Raw genomic sequence first — 25016 nt, forward strand, 5'->3', positions numbered from 1 at the left:
CACATATGGAATGGCTCGCAATGGATCTTAGACGAGCAAGCTAAAGAGAGATTGCTTGTACAAGCCAAAACTGAAAAACTCACCGAAATCAACAGTAAGGCTCAAGCCTTTGTTTCAAAAATTGCCAAATTAGATGAAACTCCTGAGTTTGAGCAAGCGACATGGCAAGAACAGGCAAACGAAGCTAGAGCATGGGCGAATAACCCTGAAATAGATACACCTAAATTGGCATTAATTGCTATTATGCGGGGTGTGCCACTTAATATATTACGTCAAAAATGCCTAGAAAAAGTGAACGCATTTTATCAACTATCTTTTGCAGTGGCAGGACAACGACAAGGCTTTGAGGATAGATTGATTGCTGCCGAAACCTTGGAACAAGTGCAAGCCATTGAGCCTGTGTATCAGTTGCCACAACAATAACGGAGATTTTATGCACAAATTGAAATTTTATCTTTACCATGTATCAATCGCCATCGACCAACTGTTTAATGCCCTCATTGGTGGCGCAGCAGATGAAACGCTATCTAGTCGCACCTATCGTGGAGCAGTGCTGGCCAAACATCCACGCAAGCGTTGGCGCATTTGGTATCGTGTGATTAACGCTGTCTTTTTTGATCGTAATCATTGTAAAACAGCATACAATAGCGAGATCAAAAGAAAACAGTATCCTGTCGATTTTCAAAAAATTTAAAAATCAACCGCACTTTTGTCAAAGTGCGCTAATTGTGTTGAACCTTTTCTCACAATTCCAACCGCTCGCACCACGCGTCACAAACCCACACAATAGCCCTATCATTAACCAAACAGGGCTATTTTTTATGTCTGATGAATATCTACACGGTGTCCGTGTCAATGAAATTACCGAAACACTGCGAACGCTAACCGTTTCCTCTACTTCCGTCATTGGTTTAGTGGCAACTGCAGAAGACGCAGATCCAGAAGTATTCCCTCTCAATAAGCCGATTTTACTCACTGGCATTACTTCTGCAGTAATGGCAAAAGCTGGCAAAACTGGCACGCTTTCCCGAGCTTTAGACGGCATTTTAGATATTACCAACACTAAAGTGATTGTGGTGCGTGTGGCTGAAGTCGAGGACGAAGCACAGATGAAAGCTAACGTGATTGGTGGTGTAAATGAAAATGGCGAATACAGTGGCTTGAAAGCCTTCTTAGTGGCTCAAGCGGTAACGGGTGTCAAACCTCGCATTTTTGTTATCCCGAAATACGACAGCCAAGAGGCAGTCACTGAGCTTCTGACTGTGGCGAAAAAACTTAATGGCTTTGTGTATGCGTCGTGCTATGGCTGTAAAACCAAAGAGCAAGCTGTGCAATATCGCCGTCAATTCTCGCAACGTGAATTAATGCTGATTTTTGGCGATTTCCTTTCTTTCAATCCAGTCACCAAGAAAACCGAAGTGGATTATGCGGTCACTCGTGCAGCAGCAATGCGAGCCTATCAAGACAAAACCCAAGGCTGGCACACGGCAATTTCAAACAAGGATTTGACAGGCGTTACTGGCGTGACCAATCCATTATCCTTTGACATCAATGATGCTGACACTGACGTCAATTATCTGAATGAACAAGGCATTACTTGCTGTATCAATTACAACGGCTATAAGTTCTGGGGCGTTCGCACCTGTTCCACCGATAAAACTTTTTTATATGAAAACCAAACTCGCACCGCACAAGTATTGCGTGACACCATTGCACAAAGTTTTGACTGGGCGATAGATAAAAATATCAGTGTGACCTTGGTAAAAGAAATCGTGGAAGCCATTAATTCTAAATGGCGTTACTGGACCAATGAGGGCAAATTAGTGGGTGGTAAAGCCTTTGTGAAAAAAGAATTTAACACCACTGAAACCCTTAAAGATGCCAAATTATTAATTGGCTATGATTACTGTGCGGCACCGCTATTAGAACAGTTGGAATTTAACCAATATGTAAGCGATGAGTATTTAGTCAATCTCGCCGATGAAATCGCCAAAGTAGGAGCTTAAACATGGGATTACCTCGCAAATTAAAATTAATGAACGTGTTTGGCGACGGCAACAGCTATCACGGACAAATCAATGAACTGGAACAGCCAAAACTAGCATTGAAACTCGAAGAATATCGTGCAGGCGGCATGATTGGTGCAGTAAAAGTCAATTTAGGACTTGAAACCTTAGAAACCACGCTCAAAATGGGCGGTTTTATGACAGAGTTTTTAAAGAAATTTGGCTCTAATATTGACGGTATGCCATTACGTTTTATGGGTGCATACGAGCAAGACGACTCTGGCACAGTCACCAGCATTGAAATTGTGATGCGTGGACGGTTCGGTGAAATTGACAGTGGCAACGCCAAAGTTGGAGATGATACCGAACAAAGCTACACCGTGCCACTCACCTATTACAAGGTCATTGAAAATGGTACAGATATTATTGAGATTGATATGCTAAACAGTCTTTTTATTGTCAATGGTACCGACCGCTTAGCCGAACATCGCTCAGCAATTGGGCTGTAATTATTAACCCCTCGGGCGGAGCAATCCGCCCCTATCTATATTAAAGGAACACGCAATGGCAAAAACTAAATCAAACAATAGTAAAACCGTAAAACTCACCACCCCTATTTTACGTGGTGAACAAAAATATAACGAAATCACTGTAATCAAACCTAATGTAGCTGCCTTAAAAGGGTTAAAGTTATTAGATGTTATGCAATCTGATGTCAATGCATTAACGGTATTATTACCAAGAGTTACTCAACCCATGTTACATAAAAATGACTTTGACAATATGGATATCCGAGATTTTACAGAATTAGCCTCTGAAACTATCGGTTTTTTATTGCCGAATTCGGAGACCGAGACAATGGCATCCGAATAACAAACTACGTGGAAGACGCCATTGCAGACATCGCCACTGTATTTCATTGGCAACCCAACGTCTTTGATGATATGGATTTAAGCGAACTTATGCAATGGCACGAAAAAGCACACCAACGTGCCGAAACTCAAACTTAAAAAAGTGCGGTTAAAACTCAACAAATTTTGACCGCACTTTTGAGGCAAAAACGCAAAAGAATAGCTATGCAAAACTACGCCCTCGCCATTTTAGGTATGTTTCCGTTTATGCAACGGACTATCCCTTATCAATCCATTAGCCGTGATACAACTTGGAGACAGCCCACTAATGCCGTTGTTGGCGCTATGCCTAAAACACAATTTATAGGCAAAGAAAGCGATAACATCACGATTAATTGTCAACTTCGCCCAGAAATTACAGGTGGCAGTCTCAGCATTGATGCGCTCCGTTTAATGGCAAATAGCGGTGGGGCATATCCTTTTATTGATGGTAATTTTATGATATTAGGCTTTTTCGTCATCGAAAATATCCACGAAGAAAAGTCCGAACTCTTTGCAGATGGTACGGCAAGATCTATTGATTTTTCAATGCAACTAAAACGGACTGATGACCCAACACTTATCAGTGTAGCGGAAAGTATTATGGATATGATGTAATGCTAGATAATTTTTTACAAACCAACCACCGCACCCCCATTTTTAACGTGCGTGTGATCACCAAAGACAAGCAAGAGAAAGACATCACCCAAGTAGTTAATGACCGTCTAATTAGCCTATCTATTGCCGACAATCGTGGCTTTGAAGCGGATATGTTAGAGCTTGAATTGAGCGACCACGATGGCTTATTAGAACTGCCGCCACGCAATGCAACAATCCAAGTAGCCATTGGCTGGCAATCATCGCTCTTGGTAGATAAAGGTAAATACTTGGTAGACGAAGTGCAATTTAGCGGTGCGCCTGACAAGGTCAATATCAGAGCAAGAAGTGCAGATTTAAAAGGCTCGTTTAGCGAGAAAAAAGAGCGGTCATTTCACAGTATAAAATTGCCTGCCTTAGTTGAGCAAATTGCCAAGGAAAATCAACTAGAAGCTAAAGTAGCAAAAGATTATCAAGAAAAAACTATCCGCCACATCGACCAAACCAGTGAAAGCGATATTAATCTGCTCACACGCCTTGCAGAACAGTATGACGCCATTACCACAGTGAAAAACGGCTGTTTGCTATTTATGCCAACAGGCAAAGGCAACACGGTAAGCGGTAAAAACATTCCACCTTTTGAGATTACCAGACAAAGCGGTGATAGCTATAATTTTAGCATTGCCGAAAGCGATAATTACAAAGCGGTGCGTGCTTACTGGCACGACACCAACACGGGAAAGCGTGGCGAAATCATTATTGATGAAAACAGCAAAATCACCAAAAAGCAAAAAATGACCAAGGGGCGCAAGCTAAAAAACGGTCAAGTTAAAGGGCAACACTTAAGTAAGCGCAAATACAACGTGCTGGAGCAAACTGAACCCGTCACCAGCGACAGCGATCAAATCAAAACCCTACGATACACTTACGCCAACGAAACTAGCGCGATTACAGGTGCAAAATCCGCCTTTGACAAACTCAAGCGTGGGGTCGCCACCTTTTCCATGACGCTAGCCTTTGGCGAACCCGAACTGATACCCGAAATGCCGTTAGTATTGCGTGGGTTTAAATCTATGATTGACGGCTCAGATTGGATTATCAGCCGAGTGACACACAACATCAACGACAGTGGATATACCACACAAATTGAATGCGAGTTGAAAGTGGAAACGGATGTGGAAGTGAAGAAAAAAACGTGATGAACATCACATCTCTACTGTAACGCTGAATCTGGGTTATCATCCTTGCGACAAGGTAAGTGTAAAAAATGGAAAGGTTGGGTATTGAAAGAGGCGGATTAACCGTCTTTTCTTTTCCGTTGAGAAATCGTCAATACGGAAAAATTCCCAACCTTGAGCCGCATATTCATTTACTAATTCCTGCAAATAATCTGCCACAGCAGTTTGAATATTTTTCTCCAAAACAAAAATCCCAACCGCACTTTTACAGTTGGGATTGAGTTATAAATCTCTCGGGTTAAACGACACTACGCTGACAAATTTGCCGATGATTTCTGCAGTATCGAATAACTCTGCTGAAATGGCAAAGGGCTCATATTGTTTATTATCCGATGATGCTCGTAATGAACCATCAGGCAAGCGTTGTAGGCGTTTGATAAAGGTATGTCCATTAAGTTTAAACACATAAACACCATCACTAATAAATTGATTGATATTGGTGTCGATAAATACTAAATCACGAGGGCTGATTGTCGGCATCATACTGTCCGTTGGTACACGAATAATATGTACACCTTGAGTAGATTTTCGACCAAGAATTTGCCCAACCCCAACATCAGAGAACCAAATAGATTGGATAATCTCTGGATAATCTACATTTAAAATCCCATCTGTACTGGCAGCAGCGTCCACATCTAACACATCAATACGGTGAGCGTGATCATTATCAGGCTCGCTTGTCATTGCTGACACCTCTTGGGATAAATTGGGTTCGCCTTTACCTGTTTTTAACCAGTCAATATTGACCCCAAGTGCGGTCGCTATTTCGTAGATTTTAGTTGGGTTTTTTGTTTGACCATTCAAAATTTTAAATACCGAAGGCTGAGTAATGCCAATTAAATTCGCAAATTCCTCTTGTGTTAAGCCTTTTTCATTCAATAAAAATTTTAAACGTTCTGCCAAAGTATTCATACTTACCTCTTATTTTGGTTGTAATAATATAACTTAAGCTATAAAAAATAAAATTCATTTGGCTATTGAATTTTATTCTTTTAACTATATAATTATAGTTAATAAATAACTAAAGGTATTTTTTATGAGTGGGTTTAATCCAAAAATAAAACAAGCAATAGAAATCGTAGGCTCACAAGCCAATCTAGCTAATGAATGCAATGTTGCACAGCCAACAGTATTTAAATGGCTTAATGGGAGTGAATATTCTGCAAAATACGCTGCAAGAATTGAAATCGCCACACAAGGGGCAGTCACTGCAAGAGAGTTGTGTTTTGCGTTATTAAATGAATCAGATAAACAAAAAATTTAGGTGAAAAATGGCAAACATTAATTGCGGTTGCGGAAACTGTGGTTCGAAAGATTTACGAGTGCGTACATCAGAAAGTATGGGACTACGCTCTGGGTCTTTTTTATTGGTGTGCAATTCTTGTGGTGCACGCAATCATGGGTTGTGGGAAATCATTAAACTAGAAACGCCAAATTATGTGGAGCGTCCTGAGTATTTGCGAGCAAATACTCCACTGAAGAACTATAACCCGAATCAAACAGAAATCCCGATGGAATAACAACCGTTATTCTTTTTAAACACTAATTAAACACTCACGGCTGAGCTTAAAAAATTTAGCTGTGGGATTTTTACACCCTAAATTCAGAAAATTGCTGAATTTATAAACAAAAAAGGAGCTAAAAATGGCTTATCAAAACTCAAACCGTGGACGACTACAGGATAAATCCAAAGGCAAGATTGACCTTTGGGCATTGCAAAACACACTCAAAACGCAAGGGCGCATGATTACGCATTTAAGCCGTAGCTATGAGATGTTAAAGGGATTGGTGGATTTATTGCGAGATGAAGTGGCAGACCTTACCGAAATAGTCGAACAAAAGCGCAAACCATGGTGGAAACGCTGGTTAAAGCACTAGGAGCTTGACAATGAAAAGTTTAACAGCAGTGCAACGTTATGCATTTGCGGAACAGGCACATGCACAACAGCAAACTATTTTGGCAGAGCAACAAAAACGAGCGGAACAGTTTGCTAATTGGATTGCTTATCAACGTAGCCAAAACCGTAGCGATGTGTATGCCATGCTGTTGAGCCAGTTAAAAACAAAGGTGCATGCGGTAGTCGAAAATCAGGCAAAAACCGACCGCACTTTAATCAGTTTTTTGGATTTGCCCAGTTTTAGCAAGTTGCATTTTCGCAATAAGCCAGTGTGTGAAAACAGTGAAACAGGCTTCGTGAAACTGCCTGATTTGCCGAGTTTTAAAGGCGAGCCGTTAGATCTGCGGTTTTTACATTTAAAAGGATAAAAATAATGAACGATTTTTTTATTTTAACCATGAGTATCGCAAAAGCAAATTGGGATGTATTAGCTGTCATGCTCGGCATGCCAATGTTAACTGTGTTGGGTTTGATGATTGCGGAAAGTTTAAATAAAAAATAAGGAGTATTTCAGTGATTTTAACGTTATTTAGCATTTTGTTTTTTTGTGCTTTGGTTAGTGGATTGATTGGCATATTGGTGATGATTGAAGGTTATGGAGAAGATGAATGCGATTAGCAAAATTGGCGATGTGTGATGATAGTTTTGTGCGTGCGCTGTTTATTAAGCTGCGTGGAATCGAACACATTAAGGAAGAGATTACAGGTGACCACCGAATTAGTGTGCATCATGTTTTTTTCGACGGTGAATATTTTGAAGTGACGATTACGCCGTTTAAAGAACGGGACCAGGGCGCTTGCGATTGTTTGTTTTTGGTGAAACCTGCGCGAGCCAATGGCGATGTAATCGAACAATGTTTTGTCGGCTCTGGCTGGATGAAAAGCGATGAAATTATAAAACGATTGGAGGTGTAGCTATGCAACTTTTTTTAGACAGTGGCGATGAATATCAAATTAAGCGCGGTGAAGACAAACGATTTCAATCGTATTTGCGCCACGCAGAAAGCGAAGCCTATGTGGCGATTGGTGCAAAGCATGACCGTTTTATTGATGCCTTTGGTGATTTAATGGCGTGCGAATTAAGCGTGGCAGAACTGGACAGTTTAAATGATCTACGTGATGTGATTAATGATTTGGCATTCAGCACCGACGATTGGTTTCGTCAACATGATGAGTATTTAACAACGTTATAAGGCTAAATAATGAGCTGGGAACAAGAACGAGACGAAAACGAACGCTTGAAAGCACAACGTGGCATGATTCGCCAAGTGCCTGAAAGTGTAGGTACTGACGGCAGTTTACGCCCTGCACCTGAGTCTTGTCGCACAGAAACCCAGCTTGAGCTGTTTCAAACTGTTCCTTACAGCTATGACTTTGTCGAAAAGTTATTAAATCAACTGCCACGCCAACGCCAACGCGAGCATTTTCGCAAGCTCTATTTGCGCGAATATCGCTCGGTGGAGATGGGGGGCGAACGCAAGGCGAATTTGTTTTTGCGTGATCTATTGGGCAACCGCTTGAAAAAAGTGTTTGCCGAATATCGTGTGGATGTGGCGTTTATGCAAAGTTTTGCGCGTGAGCCTGATTTTTTGCTCGACCGTAAAATGTGGGACGAATTTGACCGCACTTTGACCACAGTGAAAACAAAAGCAACCTATGTCGACGATGACAATGCCGAGCAAAACTTTGTGCGTAAATTTAACCAATTTGCCCACCGCGAAATGAGCAAAGGCACGGTGCCGTTTTATTTGTTGGGTTCGCAGAAATTAAGCGAACTCGCTTATAAAATCGCCACGTCGTTTAGCAATGTGCAACGTGCGTTTTTAGATGCGCATTTGGCGTTGCAGCAGGAATTTACCACAGCGGAAATCAACGGTTTAATGCTTCGCATTTATGGCTTTTGTGGCAAGGTCGCCGCGGCGATTGGCTTTCCGTTGGCGCATTGGGACCGTTACAAAAGCAAAGGCATTATTCGTCAAGAATATATTGATTGCACGCTGATGAAAATCTGCGATGAAAAATATTGGGTGCGCAATATGCAAAAACTGCAAAAGCAGATGATTGAGCATATTGCTATCGCCTGTGGCGAAGTAAAAAAACATTACAGCAGTTATGTGTCACGAAATGGGCTGATGGATTGGAGACAACAAATGAAGAAAAACTATGATTTTTTGAAATCAATGATTATTGAAAATGTGGACGACCCCGCAGAACAAGCAGAATTGTTTGATATGTATTTACGTTCGTCTGCTAATCCTGCATTGCGTCGTTTAGAGATGATGACCCGCCTAAACGGTTTAGAGCAATGGGCAGATGAAACAGAGCATCATGCACTGTTTTTGACCTTAACTGCGCCAAGCGCATTCCACGCCACACTTTCCCATGGCGAGCCAAACCCAAAATGGAATGGTGCAAGCCCGCGCAAAACACACCAATATTTAAACCGTGTATGGGCGCAGTTTCGTGCTTTATTGGCTAAGCGCGACATTGGCTTTTATGGCATGCGAGTGGCGGAACCACACCACGATGCAACACCGCACTGGCATTTATTGGTTTATGTGGATAAAAAACATCGTGATGAAGTGGTTGAGCTGTTTAAACGTAAAGCTTTGGAGCTGGACGGTAATGAGCGTGGTGCGAAACAACACCGTTGCAAGGTGGAAGACATTGACCACGAGAAAGGCTCAGCAACGGCGTATATCGCGAAATATATCAGCAAAAACATCGACGGTTTCGCAGGCGATGAAGAACGCTCCGATGAAGACCCAGAAATGTTGTTAAAAGACAATGCCAAACGCGCCCGTGCTTGGGCGAGCATTTGGGGCATTCGTCAATTTCAATTTTATGGTGATGCTGGAGTTGGCGTGTGGCGTGAATTGCGCAGATTAACCGCTGGCGACATCACCGACGAAGAATTAGAAGAAATGCGCATTTGTGCAGACGTTGGCTGTTATGCCTCTTATCTGCAACGTCAGGGCGGTGCAATGGTGAAACGTGCAGATATTAAAGCGCGGTTGCACTACGAAGAAACCGAGCCTAACCAATTTGGCGAGACACGTCAGAAAATTGATGGCGTGCGTCTCACTCGCTGTTTAGCATGGGTGAAAAGTCGTTTGAAAAAATGGGTTATTAAACGCAAACCTAGCACCAAACCTAGCACTAAACAGGGAGAATGCTCCGCTAATAGTGGCGAATTTTCGCCACCTTGGACTTGTGTCAGTAACTGTAACCACCCTAAAGGAAAGTTATCAGTGAATGACATTGCTGAGATGATGAAAATACATCGTAACGAGATTGAGCAGATTAAATTTTGCTTAAGTTTACACAAAATATCGTCTCGATGGGTTACCGATTATCGACTTTGTCGTCTTGTTTTAGGCGACAAAGTTGGAATTTATGGGGGCATGTTTATTCATTGGGACGGTCGTGAATTGGTTATTGAGTAAAAAAAGTTGAGTTTTTTAAGTTTTTGGGAGATTGAAAAATGGATAAATTAAAAATAACTGAAGCATTTATTTCTGAGCTTGTTAAAGATAAAGCCAGAATGGATTTTATACAAGAACATAAAATCGAAATAATTCTTGAAAGAGATACTGGCGAATTCCAACTTTGCCGACATGATAACGGAATTATTATTGATCTAACTTATGATACATCACTACGAGATGGCATAGACCGAATGATTGAATATTTTAAAAGAAATGGTTAGTAAGGGGGATTTATGGAACAATATCAAGAAATAATGGAAAAATTGACCACACTTGAACAGATGTTGGCACGTCAAGCTATTAATGAAAACAACAAGGAATTATGGAATATGGAACAGGTGGCACGTTATTTTAGATGTACCAAACGGCATTTGATGTCTATTATCACTGATCCGTATTTTCCACGCCCAGTGCGTATGCCTACACAACGAGACGTGAAAAAATCCAGTAATGAACGTTTATTCTTTGTTGGAGAGATTGTCAAATATGCTCAGCGTCGCCAAGAACGCTGGCATTAATCAAGTAAATTAACCACATCTTCCATTTTCGGAGCATAGTAGGTATTAAGTAAAATCTTGATATCTCTATGCCCTGATATTTTTGCAAGTGTCATCACTTCCACTTTTTGAGATAGGCGGCTCAAGGCTTCACGCCTTGTGTCGTGGAAATGGAGATCAGCATCCGATAACCCAGCGCGCTCTTTTATTAGCCTAAAATTCGCATCAAGCGAACGGCTGTCAAGATTAAAAATTAAGTCAGTTTCCGCATCCTTAAATAAGGACAGATGAGTGATTATTTTTATTGCTGTTGTCGATAATGGCACATCTCGAGAATGTCCGTTTTTGGATGTAGGGATATGCAAAATTCGTGTTTCTGCGTTTAAATCTGCCCACGTCGCTTTGCAAATTTCGCCTGCGCGCATAGCGGTTTCAATGGCGAACAACATTGCTGCACCAACACGGCTTTGCACACTTTTCGGCGGCACGCTAAAATCAAAGCCTGACACATAGGTTAGACGTTCTATTTCTTCGTCGCTATAGCGGCGGCTTCTTTCTTTGGGTGTTTCGGGTCTTTTTACGTTTTTTAAGTGGTTTTCGTGTAAGTATTTCCATTCTGTGACAGCTGTTGTCATCACATGGGATAAGGTGTTCCACTCGCGCAATACGCTCGCTGCACTGACCTTGGATAGGCGTTCATCGCGCCATTGCTGAAAATGGCGTTCGTGTAAATCGGGCAAACGTATGCTGCCGATTGGCATATCCATCAAGCGGAGTAAACGCAAGCGCTCTTCTCGGTAGCTACGCTTTTTAATGCTAATTTCTTTTATGTATTTATCCAATAGTTCTGCAAATGTGATATTGGGGATGCTATTGTTAATAGCCCCAGTAAGAATTTTTGATTCTATATCCAGCGCCCATGCCTGTGCCTCAGCTTTTGTGCGAAAATAGCCTGATTTCGATACACCTTTTCTTCTGACTTGAGCACGCCAAGTACCGTTAATTTTATTGAAAGTTGCCATCTTTTTAGAGCCTGATTTTTTGGTGCAATTTATAGTGTAAATTTGGTGCAAATTCACTTCATTTATGATCTAATCAGATCATAAATGAACAGTAAATAAATGTAAATATATACAGTGTTTTTAAAGTGAAGAAATTTTAGAAATGTTATAACTTATTGATCTTAAAATATTTTTAAAATAAAAAAGCCACTCTAAAAGTGGCTTATCATTTTTATAAATTTTACTAGTGGTGCCTAGGGTCGGACTCGAACCGACACGTTTATTCAACGGCGGATTTTGAATCAAGTGCGTAGGAGCATATTCTAGTCCCCCCCTAAAATACTTCCTATTATCTGGGTGTACCTAGCCAATACATCCTCAAATGGGTATTGATTACTTAATCAACACCATCAATCCTACACAGCTTTTTTGTGTTTGTAAATCCTGAATGCAGAAATTTACAGTTATTTTAAGAAAAAACTTGACTTTACACTATAAAATCTTCAATATAATAGCAGAAGTTAGCGTAAACTTAAATGCGCAATGTGAGTTAGCACATCGTCAATCTGAAACTAATTTAGGATATTTAAGGCCTAGTAGATGGCAAGCATCAGAAAAACTTGAAACTAATCTAGGATAGTTAAAGCCTAGCAGATGGCAGACATCAGAAAAACTAACATTTAATTTTAAAGCTCACATTTCGTGGGCTTAATTCGTTATATAATATAACTTTCAGATAACTATGAAAGAACAAGCTAAATTAGGACGATATATTGATATTATTGAAGATGCTGCAAAATTCTTCAACAATCATTTCATAAATAAGAAAGTTATCTATAAAACAAAAAATCAAGAGATTTCTATCATATTTAAACGTTCAAACTTCATGCATCTATGTAGTATAAGATATGTTGATGGAGCAACTGAATTTTTTAAAGCTGCAATTTCGGGAAAGCTAGCTCTTTCAAAAATGAGTGTAAAAAGTGATGGAACCACCTTTTTAAAACTTTCATTATTAAAATCAGTTAATTCTCTACTTAGTCCTGAAATTACTTTAACAGAAGGGGCTATATATTTAAATTTACATTTTGATAAAGCTCTTAGAACTAAAAAACAAATTTTTGCATTAACCTTAATTAACAATCATCACATATTCATACCTCAATCATTATTAAATTTAAGAAGTATGAATGAATTCCCATATGGAGATAAAGTAATTAGTATTAAATCGTTCCACTTACAAAATAATACAGAAATTGTATATTTATAACTTCTTAATATTATGAATACTGAATTATAGATTAAATGTCTCTTAGATCTCACAACAAGCCCAAACTGCATTGAGCTAAACTAAACATATACGAATTTAAGAAAGTTTAGCTTTCTTATCTATCATTGTTATGCTCTTATCAAAACTGAATACTTCCCATTCTCCTACATTTTCATCATAAAAAATCTCAGAATTCATACTATTCTAGATAGCCATGAAATTGCTTAATATCTTTCTTGTATTGGTTTAGCAATAAATCATTCTCAATATGTTTATGAATACTTTGCTGTATTGTTTTATATCCACTCCAGTAGCTCATTGGATAATCAGGATCAATAATATCCTCATTCCAAGGAGAAACTATAGCATCTCTTTTAAATAACAATGGATGTTTTTCTTGAGAATTAAACAATGGATTAGCAAATTTATCTTTTATAAGATACCCCTTGATAATCACTGGAGTTTTTATTTTATCTAAAGCTAATAACATTAAAACAAATCGGGCAGTATTATCAAACCCACTAGAACCATATTCCCCTTTGAAAGAGAAACTTGATGACACATAAGTATAGGTTATATTAGAATCTTTAAACTCTTGTATTATATATACATAACCAGTATCTTCATTTAATATTAAATGAAGCTTGTAAACTAGTTTACCATCCAGTTTAGTACTTAAAAATTCTTTTGCAAAAAGAAGTGGATGTTGAGTGAATATGTTGTAAACAATTTGATTATATGCAGCTCCCACACCATGTTTTAACCATTGAGCATTACAACCAAATAATTGGCTTAATGCATCTAAATGAAAGAACGGTATCTCTTTTTTAGCTAAAAACCAAGCATTTATATCATTTATAGATACATTCATTTTCTCAGCTAATTGAGAAAAGGTCATCTCATTAACATTAACTTGATTTGCGTTATTCAATGCTGTGTAGAGACGTTTCGATATTTCTGATAGAAATGAGACATTTTGTATTCCTTGTTGAGTATTTTGTAGAAAGCACCATTGCTGAATAAGATATCTAGCTTCGGCTTCTAAAGAACGTTCATTTTTCTCAGCTATTTTTTGTAATTGTTCGATAATATTTTCTGGTAATTCCCTGATATTCAATGATTTGGGTTTAGACTTATTACTGAACATAATATACCTTACACTAAATTATTATCAAAATGACGACAAAATGAAACGAGTGGAGTATAAGCTATTTTTCTACAAAATACTAATGCTTTTTATATCAAATTCAATTGTTTGCCTTAACAAATGTACTACCTATCACTCTTTTTAAAAACGTCTTTCCCTTGTAAATTAAGGACGATAATTTTTAATCAAACCATCAATAATTTGCATGAGTAAAAAGTTATTTTGAGATGAATCTAATAATGTTTTTAGAAAATCAAAAAATATTTTCTTGTATCAGTATATATCACATCTGCCACATTGGTTACACTACCTGTTGAACCTTGTACAGCTTTACTGTCGCCTGTTTTAACCCCTGCACGTTGTAAAGCAATATAAAGTTGTGAGCCATTGATTGCATCGGTAGATTCTGCTGAAATCAAGCCTGCTGACACATGTTTAATTTGGCGTTCTGCACCAGCTCCCCTACCGAAACATAACGTCCTGTGTTATTTTGGTTGTTCACATCCAACAAGCCTTTAAAACCCGTGTAGTTGATGCCGTTTACCGTAGCAGTGGTGGCATCTTGCACTTTACTTTCTTTTGAGTGGTCACCCAATACACAGAATTATTGCTTGAAACAGTAATATAGTAACCTAAAACCGTTGTATTTGAAGCTGTGACCGTATTACGCGCACCTACTGCTGTTGAGCCTAAACCTGAAACATTTGTTTGTCCACCAATTGCCGTTGCATTCTGAGCCAATGCTTTTGCAACCACACCATAAGCCGTGGAATACTAGCCATCTGTTTCTGCAAAGTGACCACCTGCTGTACTATAGTTACCTTTAGTATTTGCTTTTAAACCTACTGCCATTGAATTGGTGGCTGCGTTTGATTCTGCACCAACCAAAATTGAGTTATTTGCTGCTGTTGCCTTGTAACCTTCCGTCACGCTATATGCCCCTAGCGCTTGAGAGAATGAGCCACTTGCAGTGGCTTTATGACCTAACGCAACCATACCTTGATTAGTTGCACTGGCTTTATGACCGATCGCCATTGCACTCGTATTATCCTTAGGTCCATTTTTTTGTTTAGTAGCAGAAAAATAATCTGACAATGCAACTGTACCAGAACCGATGGCAATACTGCCTGTACGGTTTGCTGTTGCATTCCCAACAGCAATTGAAGAAGTATTTTCCCCTTTTGCTAACTCATCATTCAAATTAGAGGCTGCTGTATTACCCGCGGTCGCATGTTGACCAATCGCAATCCTGTTACCGTCTGTTTCAATATATGTTTGGTCTTGCTTAATAAGATTTGTTCCTGCAAAACTATTTTGTGCCGCTCCTAACACTGCTACACCCGCAACAATAGAAAGATTGAACACTTTCATTGCCGTCCTGTTTGTTCTGCTTGATTTTAATTTCCCATGCGCCAACTCTGACACGGTCTCCCAGCTTTGATTGTTCTCATTCCAAACGACCTTAAAAATTTTGTTCATAATAAATTTCCTTAAGTTTACCTAGTATAAAAACGAAAAAAAGCATCAAAAAATTGATGCCTACCCACTTTATGACTTTTCAGCCACGTATTACATTCACTCACCAACTCTGTGTAAAACTTCTCCAGTGTAAAAAAATCAACAAATTTTGTATGATTTTTGGTATTTTTTAGCAAAAAATGTTAAGTCAATTTAATTAACAAATCTCGCTTAAATGTAAATAAAGTAAATTCTATTGATAAAACGGAAATTTCTCGTTTAACTTCAAAAAATAGAGCTTAAAGCCTTATACTGTAAGACTTTAAGCTACTTTTACTAAGTATTAATAGCAATTACTTAAAATTGAAATTCAAAATTCAGTTGTACCTCGCTTTGTTTGTAGGAATAAACATAATCAGCATTGCTGCGATTACGAGTATGTTTAAATAACAAATTAGGCGTAAATCCTTTTAAGCTCCATTGAGGCATTTTAAAGAGTGCTATATAGATCTGTTGGTAGTCCTTCCTTGTCACCTCTAATGCTGCATGATACCCTTGATAATTATAGCGACGTAACAATGTCATCACAGTCGCATTTAATCCAAAATCGAATTGATGATTAAGACCTAAGCGTGTACCTACTAAATGATAAGCTTGTGCCTGATCAGGAGTGTAACGATATTGCCAATCCACCCCACCGAATAACGTTGTTTTTGGTGAATACAAATAATACCAAGTACTGAACAATGAACTTAAATTCGCCTTAGAGAAACTGCTATAATGCTCACTATATCGCAATCTTTTCTGCTCAAATTGCATATTCCATAAATGACGGGGTGAAAGATTTTGCGTCCATTCAAAGTGCCCTCCCCAACTGTGATAATTACGGTGATTGCCAAAAGTATTATGTTCCAGAAAAGGTGCAACGGTGATTTCTGTGTTTGCACTCTGGAAGCTGTAACCCCCATAGGTTTTTAGTGTGTTTTCATTATAGTCATGTTCATGCGGATAAAATTGACCATAGCTATTGAAATAAAATGCTAAACCATGATGGCCACGCAATGAAATTCGACGTTGGGTGTTAAAATCATAACGCCAACCATGAGCATTAATAGCTTTTGGCGAATGTCGATTAATTAGACACTGACCTTTATTTTCTAATAAACATTGTTCTTTCTGTGGTGACTGATTTAAATTTTTATTATACAAATAACCAAATGTCAGAGAACTAGACCAACTTTCACGTTGTTTCAATGCCAACTGATAATCCTGTATGTTACCAAGTACACTGCTAGGAAGCGGTTGTTCAGCTATTTTACGGAAAAGTGCGGTAGATTCTGCATTTTTTTTATCTTCAAATAAAATTCTCGCTAAATCTAATTGTCCTCTCAGAAAATCAGGTTGCACTTGCAGCAATTGATGATAGCGTTGTGCAGCTAAAGCAAAATCACCACGTTCACGAGCTAGTGCACCTTCGGCAAACCAAATTAATTCAGGTTTATGCTCATCAAATGTTTTATATTGCTCTAAAAGCTTCTCTACGTACTGCCATAGCTGTTGATTTAACGCAATATATAGGGCTTGTCCCACTGACAAGGCATTTGGTGCTACTTCAAAAGATTGTCCCTCAATAATGATTTCATTTATAGGCTGAGAGACATTTAAGGTATGACTTTCACGTTGCTGCTGTGTTAATTGTTGAATATGTTGTTTCCACAATCGTAGGGCATCTTGTTCCTGTATATCAGCAAACGTTGTTGTGCAATAGCAAGATAACAAACAAATTAAATAATACTTTTTCATAAAAAATCCATATAAAAATAAGAAAAAAGGGGAAAATTTTCCCCTTTAATCATAAAACAATTATTTTTTTGTACCTCCAAATGCAGTATCGTATTGGTTATTGCCATTAAATTTAGCATAACCTGCCAGAGCTGAGGCGTCCTTGCCAAAGAAGTGACCGTTAGTCATACCTTTAATACTACCATTTGCGACAGCATTGCCTGCAAAACTTGCATTGGACTTAATTTGGGCATCTTCAACTTTTACTGTCAACCCAGGCTTAGAGATAGAACCATTAAGTCTACCTTTATTAAAATCAGCGGTCATTTGACCTGTTAATACAGCCTTGTCTAAGTCTGAGTTATTATTGATACCAACAACCTCATATACAGCTGTACCACCCGTTGGCATAACTTCCGTTTTGTTATTGCCTGCATAGTACACAACACGATCTTTATTTACATTATCTCCTTTTTTCAACCATTCACCAAAATAAAGTTCTTTATCACCAACTTTTTTAAAAGCAAAATTACCTAATTTGTCATGGAAGCCAGGTACCCAGCTCGGTAAATTCCCCATTTTCAATACTACAACACCATTTTTATCCACACCGCCAAATACTTTTAACCATTGAGTATTTTTTGTGATGTTAGTTAATGATTGGAAACTGGTGACTTTTTTAGTTACACCTTCAACTTCTACACCTGGTAAGCCACCAGGATCTTTATGGAACCAACCATTATGCTTAGCGGATGGTTTTTCTAGTTTCAATGGAACATTCTTATTGGAAATACCATAAGTGATAGTCACAGCTTGTGTCGTTGTAGCAACTGAAAATACTGCTAAAAATGCCGTAGCTAAAACCGATTTTTTCATGATAAAATCTCCATGTTTATTGTGGGAATTATTTCCCAAATAAATATTCATACATTTTCTTAATTGAAATTGTATGTCTCTATAAGGCAGCAAAACGACATCCGATTACCAAGTTTTGCTGCCACCTTTTAGAAGAACGCAAACGTCCTGCTAAAATTTTGCTGTAAGCCCAAGTTTCACAGTTCTACCTGGTGCAGGAATCATTGAACGAGTCATTGGGTCAAGATAATAACGGTCAGTTAAATTAGTACCCGTTAATTCCATACTTAAATTCGGTGATATTTGGTATTTAATATAAGCATCCAGTGTTAATACAGGTTGCCAAGACATTGGTCGATTCCAAACTCCTTCATCTAAAACTTTTAGCTTCCACAATCGCTCTTCATCTTTATTTTTTGCTTTACTGTGATAAAGCCAACGAGTACCAATTTCTAATTTACGCTCAAAGAAACGCGCACCTAAATTCGCACTGATCGAATATTTAGGTTGCAATTGGGTACGCAAATACCCCCAAGCAAAGCCACCTGTTATACAAGTAGGCACTCGCATTTGGATAGGATCTAGTTCTACTGCAGTATTGGCATCACATACTTTATTTTTGAGATGATATTCAACACCTAAATCCCCAAAGAAGTCTCCATTATCATAGCGAGCCTGTAACTCAATCCCTTCTAACGTACGTTTATCTAATTGCACAAAACGAAATTCAGTATCACGATCTATCACATTTTTAGTTTCATTATGATAATAACTTAATTTGATATCTGCTTTGGTTGGTGTACTAAAATAATGTCCCAAATCATGTACATAACCAATCTCAATATTACGAGCTTTTTCTGGTTTTAATCTGGCATTTTTAAAACGTGCTGAAGTGTCCGCGCTGGCTGAAAAACCAACTGTCGTTTCAAAAATACTTGGCATACGGGCATATTGGGTATAACGCAAATACATACGAGAATGATCAGTCAAAAATGCAGTAGCAGAAAATGCAGGAGAAAATGCATGCCCACGCTTTCTCTCTACTTTTGTCAACTTATCACTTTCTTTCATTTCTTCACTAAATGGACCAACACTACTACTCAGTTCATATTTATTAACAAGTTCTCCTGTTATTGGATCTTTGACTTTCTCGTTTTTTAATTTGCCATTGTAGAAAGGATTATCTTCTCGATGTAGCCGTCCATCATCACGATAATACCACTTTATACTCTGTCCATAACGTTTACCGTCTTCAATATTATTAGCATTACCCATTATTTTAAGATACTCTGCATCCAATCGTTTTTTTTCAGCTATACAAACAGGATCATCATCTGACACACAGTCATTTATCTCATTTATTCTTTTCTCAATTTGTTGATAACGATTCCAATCTTTTTCACTCATCACTTCAGTGTAATAAATTGATTGCCCCACATCAATTTTTGGTTTATAAGCTTTATCATCAATAATATAAGGTTTATATAACTCCCCTGACTTTACCAAATAGTCTAAATAATCATCAAAAGACCAATATTCGTTATAACGAGCTCCCGCTGTTAGCATCAACCAATCTGTAGGACGATAGTTAAAGTTAAAGGTAATATCCCATTCCTTACGTCGTCCAGCTCGTGGTGGGCTCTCATAAGTGCTACTTGGGTTTGGTTTGGCATTAAAATGGCTACTGGTTAACAATTCTTTTTGCAATGCACCAGAAATCGTCAAATCCAATTTATCCGTTAAATTCATTGTATTACTTAAATGAATCCCTCGACGGGTATTATAGGCATTGACCTGAGCGGCATTGACATAGCTATATTTACCGTTAGTATTCGGATTTTTCTTAACCAATGGATCGCCAAGTCTGGCTAAACAAGCATGATCAATAATAAGATAATCATGTGGAGTTGTTGGGGAAGGATTAACAGAAACACATTCGCTGGTTGCCAATGTCCAATCCACATCCATTGAGTTGGCTTCACGTGGATTCCCTCCTGATGTATTGGTATCGCTTTTTGTTCTGGTGTACCACACGCCAGCTTTAAAATTGATCCATCGATTATCTGGGTTATATTCATAATCTAAGTTAAAGGCATTTTGCTTAACGGTTGCAAGAGGCCATTGCGGAACAAATCCATGAAATGCTTTAAAATCAAGGCGAGATGGCATAATTTCACCATAGGTAATTTTGGTATCACGATACCCCATTTTCAACGTTTGTTTATCCGTTAACCGAATGGTGTTTTTAAGCAAATAAGATTCCATCGTACTCGATGTATTCGGAATTTCTTTATGTGGGCGATAAATAGATGCAGCAAAAGGTAAATTCGGTTCTATCTGTTTAATCTCCCGCCCTGACTCTTGATCAAGAACCCCTTTATATTTATGTGCACCGCCTTTGCCTGCTAAATAGTTTCCTTTGTTACGATAGCTATATGCAGCCAGTAAATCGAATTTATCTTCTTTTACACCAACAGCTAAACGCATAGCATTGTCTTTAAAATATTTACCTTTAGTCTTTGGTGTTATCAGAGTAATGGGAGAAAAATCACCTGGTGTACCATCACCTACTACGCGATAATCCTGTCCCCATTTAAAATCAGGAATACGCTCTTTTACAGAATTATTACTTGTTTCTAACTTGAGCTCTACACCTATTTTTTGTCCAGGTTTGACAATATCATCGGCATCAATAGTCCGCATTTTTACCGCACCACCAATACCAGATTGATTACCTGAAGCCAAATCAGGACCTTTTTCTACTGTAATACCACTGATGAGATTGGGATCAAGATAGTTACGGTTATTCGCCCCGTTATAACCTCGCCAAGTCGTAATCGCCTGTTCGGTTCCATCTATCGTCACAGGAATACGACCTTGCCCCTGGATACCTCGTATATTTGGATCTACTGCACCACTATTTCGTGCATCACCACTATAAACACCGTTAAAACCTTGGAATAAGTCAGCTGGTGCTGCACCTTTGTAGCGCTCTACTGTTTCTTTTCCCGCATACATATTAGTGATATTGCGTTGATATTCGTCATCTTTACCTTGCTCATCTTTTCGTTCTGAAGTTGCATGAACAACAATAGTACTGAGTTGATCAGTTGTCTCTGCGTAAACTGGAATAACATAAACAAAAGCATATCCCCAAACAGAGAGAGATATGAGAACTCTACTTTTCATATTTTATATCTCCTATGACCTCAACCATGCCTAATAATGATAATCATTATCACCAACAAGAAGAAAAAGATAATAAAAAATTCTCAAAATAAGTTCAATAAATATTCAAAGAAAAGATCAGATTTGTGATCTTTATCACATTTATAAAAATCTTCTTTCATTAAATCAATGGTATGAATAAGTTAAGTAAACTAAGGCATGGAGTAATAAGTAGAATGGCTAATGTTAGAACTTCTCAAATACACCAGTAAAGTATATGCTCTTGGCACTATGGAATTTGCATGCTCCAATTCATGAAGAACTATGTGAAATATGACTATTCAAATTTCTATAAAACTATGTAATTTGAAAGTAAATCAGATATAGAACTACCTATTAGAAATTCTTAATCAATAATTTGAATAAAAAAATACCCAAGAGATAACAAAGCCACTTCTCTTGGGCTAGGAATTGTAGTGCTAATGCTTATTATTCTTATTCTTATTTTGTGATATTCTTCTATCACACTCCATACATTATTTCAAGAAAAATTTTATAAATTATGATGTTAAAAGTTTACCTTCTCTTATATCTTCTTTGTATAAAGACACAAGTTTATCGGGATCTGCGGAGAAATTCATTAATCTTACGGCAAGTGTTGATGTAAACTGTTGCGTATAATTTTTTGCTATAACATGTAAATCAAATAAATCTCGTCCTTTTGTTCTTGTGTTTTCGCCATCAAAATCCAAATCTTCTGAAAATTGATTAAGTCCATATTCAAGATAAAATGCTAATAACTATAAGCAATAATTGTATGGCTAATCCGTAGCAAGTATATGCAAATATTTGTTCACCATTAAAGACAGGTTGTACACCTTCGAAAAATTTGTTCTCTTTCATATATGTACCTATTTAAAACCACTTGCGTCTTGTGATTCTTTTTCCCTGATAGAGAAAGATAATCCTATTTTTCTACTTTGCCTTGCGATTTTGTATAATTCTCTAATTAAATTCTCATATTCTTCAGCAATGTAATCAGTGCCTATGACAGTTATGTGTTTAAAAGGTCAATGAATTTTCTTTGCTAACTTAGCCCTACATAAACAAAGTAGTAATTTCAATTTGTCTATGTTAGCGAACTTTATTTCCTGTTCTACAGGGCTATAACAAAAATTGATTGTTAGGTTTTCCATTTTTACTCCTCATAGCATAATTTATAACCAGCTGGTTGTTTATCATACACATTTAAAAAAACAGGATGGTGAAATCTGATCTGCCCCCAAAAACTTAGACTCTTATTTTATCATAATGGACTGATTTTGATATTGTATCGGACTCAGTCCATTTAGTTTTAATTGGATTCGTTCTTCGTTGTAATAGCGAACATAATCCATTACCGCCCGCTCAATTTCCCCCACTGTTTTAAAGCGTTTGCCGTAAAAACATTCCACTTTTAATCGTCCGAAAAAACTTTCCATCGCTGCATTATCCAAGCAATTCCCTTTTCTAGACATGCTGGCTTTGATGTCGTTTTCTGCTAAAATTTGATGGTAGGCTCGCATTTGATAATGCCAACCTTGGTCTGAATGCAGTATCGGCTTTGCACCTTTCGGTAGCTTTTCTATCGCCTGTTTAAGCATTTTCTCAACCATTGCCCAGTTTGGACTACGGCTGCATACCCCTGCCACTAACTTATTGTTAAAGGTATCGAGAATCGGCGAAAAATACAGTTTATTGCCATCTTCAGCCTTAAATTCCGTGACATCGGTTAACCATTTCTCGTTTGGCTTCTGGGCTGTAAAATGGCGGTTCAATAGATTTGGGGCTTTCGTCCCCACATCGCCTTTGTAAGAGCGGTATTTTCTGCATTTTTTTGACCGCACTTGTATACCTTGTTTTTCAAAGGCTTTCAACCATTGGCTGACCAAACTTGAATTCGGTAATCCAAAATGCAACGTTGCCTCTTCACCAGTAAATTGACTATGCAATACGGCTTGAACAACCATTAACTTAAATTCAGTGGAATATTTTTGCTTGGTTCGGCGAATAATAAGCGCATCAACGCCCGCATGTTTGAACTGCTCAATCCAACGATTTACGAGTGTTCTAGAAAGCGAAAAATGATGATAAGTTTTGGCAAGAGACTCATGATTTTCAAAATAGAAATCGATAACTTGCTGTTTAAAGAATTGGTTGTATTTAGTCATAAAAAATCTGCACCTTAATCAGTTGGTTGTTTAGTCCAACTTTTGGGGTGCAGATCAAATCTTATCCTTTCTGATATTTCCTTTAATAATTTGATAAGAAACTTGTGGATAATCTTTTTGACTATTCAAGAATATTTAACGTTTCACCGATATTACTTACACTGTGGCTTTATTGTGGCTACCAAGTTATGACTAACTCTTACTGCAATACATTACTCCATTACTCATAAAAATACACTTTCATATGTAAGTTATTGAGTCAATATCGCCTCAGCTCGAGCTTCCCTTGCTAATAATATTTTGCTAAGTTTATCGAGATTCTCTTTAGTTGCAATTTGCGATAAATGTTGATAACGATAAATCAAATTTGGCGAATCTGTGAGCCGATAACTCTCTTCAATTAAACCAAAAACCACTAACAGAGAATCAAATTGTTGCTTGATACTGCTCTCTTTCTCTGCTAATTTTTTCTTTAACAAATTGTTATCAATTCCATCTCGTACTAATGAGTCTAAACTTTGGTGAGTTAATTTTAGCAATTCATCTACACGATTTGGCGCACAACTAAAGGCAATTTTACCTTCTATTTGTGTGCTTTTAGGGTCTTGATTAAACCAGCTGTTAACCGAATAAATGCCTCCTGCGTTCTCACGTAATACATAACGTAATCGCTCCTGCAAAATATCTGCCAGAATGTCGAATAAATATTCATTCTCGGCTTGCCAAGGTAAATCAGCTGTTAAGTACAATTCCACTTCTGCTCGTGGCTCCATAAATCCTTTCAGTTGAAAACGTGAGGTAGGCGAATGTATTCTCGGTGCTTGGCTTGTTCTTGCTTGTTTCTTTACTTCTACGGAAGACAAATATAATTCTGCCAATTTTTTTACCGCACTTTCATCAATATCGCCCACAATAAAATAAGTGAAATCAGTTTTATCACGAATGTATTGTTGATACAGTTTAGATAAATTCAACGGCGTAAGATCGGCTAACTGTCGAATGTCACGACTGTAAACTGTTTCCACATCTGGAAAACGCAACTTTGCTAGTTTCTGCATAAATTGCGTTTCTTTATCTTGTGCATTTTCGTCATGCTGTAATTCTTGCAAATATTTATTCCATACGACATCAGACACTGGGCTTGATTGCAATTTCAGGCGGAATAATTTCAATAGGTTTTCTAAATCTTCACTTCGCCCTGCTCCAGTAAAACCTTGGGAAAAATCATCAATAACCGTGGTTAAGACAATAGGATTTTGGCTAAATAGCGCTTTCAATTGTTCAGCTGATAAACTGCCAGCACCTGTCTCATCAACAGCAGATACCGCAGCACGTAACTGATGATATTGGGTATTTGGAATAGAACGCAATCCTCCATCCGTCACAGCTTTGAAATAAACCTGATTTGGGCTTTTATCACTTTTGTGATACACCAATTTGCTCCCATTTGATAAACGATATTATAAGTTCGCAAATCTTTTTGCATAAAATCGAAATTTATTTTACATAAAA

The 25016-nt window shown here is 37.9% G+C and carries 31 protein-coding genes; 19 read left to right on the top strand and 12 right to left on the bottom strand.

Annotated elements, in window-relative coordinates; genetic code table 11:
* The 8 genes from HMPREF1052_RS11270 to HMPREF1052_RS00055 all read left to right on the top strand — a co-directional run.
* On the top strand, positions 1 to 423 hold a 423-nt coding region (locus HMPREF1052_RS11270), incomplete at its 5' end, for a hypothetical protein (protein ID WP_040596105.1).
* A 10-nt stretch (positions 424 to 433) separates the two neighbouring features.
* Complete coding sequence (locus HMPREF1052_RS00025) at positions 434 to 694, top strand: hypothetical protein (protein WP_005758301.1); 261 nt, start codon at positions 434 to 436, stop codon at positions 692 to 694.
* Between the two features lie 127 nt (positions 695 to 821).
* Entirely contained in the window at positions 822 to 2006 is a 1185-nt protein-coding gene (locus HMPREF1052_RS00030; RefSeq protein ID WP_005758294.1) for a phage tail sheath subtilisin-like domain-containing protein, read from the top strand.
* Positions 2007 to 2008: 2 nt separating this feature from the next.
* Entirely contained in the window at positions 2009 to 2515 is a 507-nt protein-coding gene (locus HMPREF1052_RS00035; protein ID WP_005758284.1) for a phage major tail tube protein, read from the top strand.
* 55 nt (positions 2516 to 2570) lie between these two features.
* Positions 2571 to 2879, top strand: coding sequence for a phage tail assembly protein (locus HMPREF1052_RS00040; protein WP_005758341.1), 309 nt, complete (start codon positions 2571 to 2573; stop codon positions 2877 to 2879).
* Positions 2880 to 2887: 8 nt separating this feature from the next.
* The gene (locus HMPREF1052_RS00045) at positions 2888 to 3016 is read left to right on the top strand and encodes a GpE family phage tail protein (RefSeq protein WP_005758280.1); all 129 of its coding nucleotides are present in this window, start codon (positions 2888 to 2890) and stop codon (positions 3014 to 3016) included.
* A 66-nt stretch (positions 3017 to 3082) separates the two neighbouring features.
* Positions 3083 to 3514 carry a phage tail protein gene (locus HMPREF1052_RS00050; RefSeq protein WP_005758338.1) on the top strand — a complete coding sequence of 144 codons (432 nt, stop codon included), beginning with the start codon at positions 3083 to 3085 and terminating at the stop codon, positions 3512 to 3514.
* Complete coding sequence (locus HMPREF1052_RS00055) at positions 3514 to 4692, top strand: phage late control D family protein (protein ID WP_005758272.1); 1179 nt, start codon at positions 3514 to 3516, stop codon at positions 4690 to 4692. The genes HMPREF1052_RS00050 and HMPREF1052_RS00055 overlap by 1 nt, the downstream gene beginning before the upstream one ends.
* Before the next feature lie 39 nt (positions 4693 to 4731).
* Here HMPREF1052_RS00055 and HMPREF1052_RS11420 read toward each other — a convergent pair whose 3' ends face one another.
* Positions 4732 to 4914, bottom strand: a complete 183-nt coding sequence (locus HMPREF1052_RS11420) for a hypothetical protein (protein ID WP_005758268.1) — start codon at positions 4912 to 4914, stop codon at positions 4732 to 4734.
* Positions 4915 to 4953: 39 nt separating this feature from the next.
* The gene (locus tag HMPREF1052_RS00065) at positions 4954 to 5643 is read right to left on the bottom strand and encodes an XRE family transcriptional regulator (protein ID WP_005758331.1); all 690 of its coding nucleotides are present in this window, start codon (positions 5641 to 5643) and stop codon (positions 4954 to 4956) included.
* A gap of 124 nt (positions 5644 to 5767) precedes the next feature.
* Here HMPREF1052_RS00065 and HMPREF1052_RS00070 point away from each other — a divergent pair, with 124 nt between their 5' ends.
* The 10 genes from HMPREF1052_RS00070 to HMPREF1052_RS00110 all read left to right on the top strand — a co-directional run bounded on the left by HMPREF1052_RS00070 (position 5768) and on the right by HMPREF1052_RS00110 (position 10634).
* Positions 5768 to 5995, top strand: coding sequence for a transcriptional regulator (locus HMPREF1052_RS00070; RefSeq protein ID WP_005758334.1), 228 nt, complete (start codon positions 5768 to 5770; stop codon positions 5993 to 5995).
* Between the two features lie 7 nt (positions 5996 to 6002).
* On the top strand, positions 6003 to 6251 hold the full coding sequence (locus HMPREF1052_RS00075; RefSeq protein ID WP_005758276.1) for a hypothetical protein: 249 nt from the start codon (positions 6003 to 6005) through the stop codon (positions 6249 to 6251).
* A 124-nt stretch (positions 6252 to 6375) separates the two neighbouring features.
* Positions 6376 to 6609: a hypothetical protein gene (locus HMPREF1052_RS00080; protein WP_005758303.1), complete on the top strand. Its 234-nt coding sequence runs from the start codon at positions 6376 to 6378 to the stop codon at positions 6607 to 6609.
* Between the two features lie 10 nt (positions 6610 to 6619).
* Positions 6620 to 6997: a hypothetical protein gene (locus HMPREF1052_RS00085; protein WP_005758321.1), complete on the top strand. Its 378-nt coding sequence runs from the start codon at positions 6620 to 6622 to the stop codon at positions 6995 to 6997.
* A 5-nt stretch (positions 6998 to 7002) separates the two neighbouring features.
* Positions 7003 to 7131, top strand: a complete 129-nt coding sequence (locus HMPREF1052_RS11555; RefSeq protein WP_005758314.1) for a hypothetical protein — start codon at positions 7003 to 7005, stop codon at positions 7129 to 7131.
* A gap of 106 nt (positions 7132 to 7237) precedes the next feature.
* Positions 7238 to 7543, top strand: coding sequence for a hypothetical protein (locus HMPREF1052_RS00090; protein WP_005758270.1), 306 nt, complete (start codon positions 7238 to 7240; stop codon positions 7541 to 7543).
* Positions 7544 to 7545: 2 nt separating this feature from the next.
* A complete protein-coding gene (locus HMPREF1052_RS00095; RefSeq protein ID WP_005758299.1) occupies positions 7546 to 7821 on the top strand; it encodes a hypothetical protein in 276 nt (91 codons plus the stop codon).
* Between the two features lie 9 nt (positions 7822 to 7830).
* Entirely contained in the window at positions 7831 to 10074 is a 2244-nt protein-coding gene (locus HMPREF1052_RS00100) for a replication endonuclease (protein WP_005758274.1), read from the top strand.
* Between the two features lie 38 nt (positions 10075 to 10112).
* Positions 10113 to 10337 (top strand): hypothetical protein, encoded by a 225-nt coding sequence (locus tag HMPREF1052_RS00105; RefSeq protein ID WP_005758336.1) that lies wholly within the window; start codon positions 10113 to 10115, stop codon positions 10335 to 10337.
* A 12-nt stretch (positions 10338 to 10349) separates the two neighbouring features.
* Positions 10350 to 10634, top strand: a complete 285-nt coding sequence (locus HMPREF1052_RS00110; protein WP_005758292.1) for a hypothetical protein — start codon at positions 10350 to 10352, stop codon at positions 10632 to 10634.
* Here the strand turns inward: HMPREF1052_RS00110 and HMPREF1052_RS00115 are convergent.
* Positions 10631 to 11635, bottom strand: coding sequence for a site-specific integrase (locus HMPREF1052_RS00115; protein WP_005758282.1), 1005 nt, complete (start codon positions 11633 to 11635; stop codon positions 10631 to 10633). The genes HMPREF1052_RS00110 and HMPREF1052_RS00115 overlap by 4 nt on opposite strands.
* Before the next feature lie 721 nt (positions 11636 to 12356).
* Here HMPREF1052_RS00115 and HMPREF1052_RS00120 point away from each other — a divergent pair.
* Entirely contained in the window at positions 12357 to 12884 is a 528-nt protein-coding gene (locus HMPREF1052_RS00120) for a PBECR4 domain-containing protein (protein ID WP_005758305.1), read from the top strand.
* Between the two features lie 199 nt (positions 12885 to 13083).
* Here HMPREF1052_RS00120 and HMPREF1052_RS00125 read toward each other — a convergent pair whose 3' ends face one another.
* The 9 genes from HMPREF1052_RS00125 to HMPREF1052_RS00170 form a co-directional block, all read right to left on the bottom strand.
* Positions 13084 to 14031, bottom strand: coding sequence for a helix-turn-helix domain-containing protein (locus HMPREF1052_RS00125; protein ID WP_005758312.1), 948 nt, complete (start codon positions 14029 to 14031; stop codon positions 13084 to 13086).
* Positions 14032 to 14276: 245 nt separating this feature from the next.
* Positions 14277 to 14462, bottom strand: a complete 186-nt coding sequence (locus HMPREF1052_RS11425; protein ID WP_005758295.1) for a hypothetical protein — start codon at positions 14460 to 14462, stop codon at positions 14277 to 14279.
* Between the two features lie 109 nt (positions 14463 to 14571).
* On the bottom strand, positions 14572 to 14787 hold the full coding sequence (locus tag HMPREF1052_RS00135; RefSeq protein WP_005758317.1) for a Hep/Hag repeat protein: 216 nt from the start codon (positions 14785 to 14787) through the stop codon (positions 14572 to 14574).
* A gap of 18 nt (positions 14788 to 14805) precedes the next feature.
* Positions 14806 to 15510 (bottom strand): ESPR-type extended signal peptide-containing protein, encoded by a 705-nt coding sequence (locus HMPREF1052_RS00140; protein ID WP_005758290.1) that lies wholly within the window; start codon positions 15508 to 15510, stop codon positions 14806 to 14808.
* Between the two features lie 336 nt (positions 15511 to 15846).
* Positions 15847 to 17292, bottom strand: a complete 1446-nt coding sequence (locus HMPREF1052_RS00145; RefSeq protein WP_005758325.1) for a porin family protein — start codon at positions 17290 to 17292, stop codon at positions 15847 to 15849.
* Positions 17293 to 17352: 60 nt separating this feature from the next.
* Positions 17353 to 18147, bottom strand: coding sequence for a Slam-dependent surface lipoprotein (locus tag HMPREF1052_RS00150; protein ID WP_005758278.1), 795 nt, complete (start codon positions 18145 to 18147; stop codon positions 17353 to 17355).
* Positions 18148 to 18297: 150 nt separating this feature from the next.
* A complete protein-coding gene (locus HMPREF1052_RS00155) occupies positions 18298 to 21315 on the bottom strand; it encodes a TonB-dependent receptor domain-containing protein (protein WP_005758327.1) in 3018 nt (1005 codons plus the stop codon).
* A gap of 1277 nt (positions 21316 to 22592) precedes the next feature.
* Positions 22593 to 23504: an IS3 family transposase gene (locus tag HMPREF1052_RS00165; protein WP_005758329.1), complete on the bottom strand. Its 912-nt coding sequence runs from the start codon at positions 23502 to 23504 to the stop codon at positions 22593 to 22595.
* Positions 23505 to 23755: 251 nt separating this feature from the next.
* Positions 23756 to 24937 carry a M16 family metallopeptidase gene (locus HMPREF1052_RS00170; RefSeq protein ID WP_050954443.1) on the bottom strand — a complete coding sequence of 394 codons (1182 nt, stop codon included), beginning with the start codon at positions 24935 to 24937 and terminating at the stop codon, positions 23756 to 23758.
* Positions 24938 to 25016 lie beyond the last annotated feature (79 nt).

Source organism: Pasteurella bettyae CCUG 2042, assembly GCF_000262245.1.
GTDB classification, from domain to species: domain Bacteria; phylum Pseudomonadota; class Gammaproteobacteria; order Enterobacterales; family Pasteurellaceae; genus Basfia; species Basfia bettyae.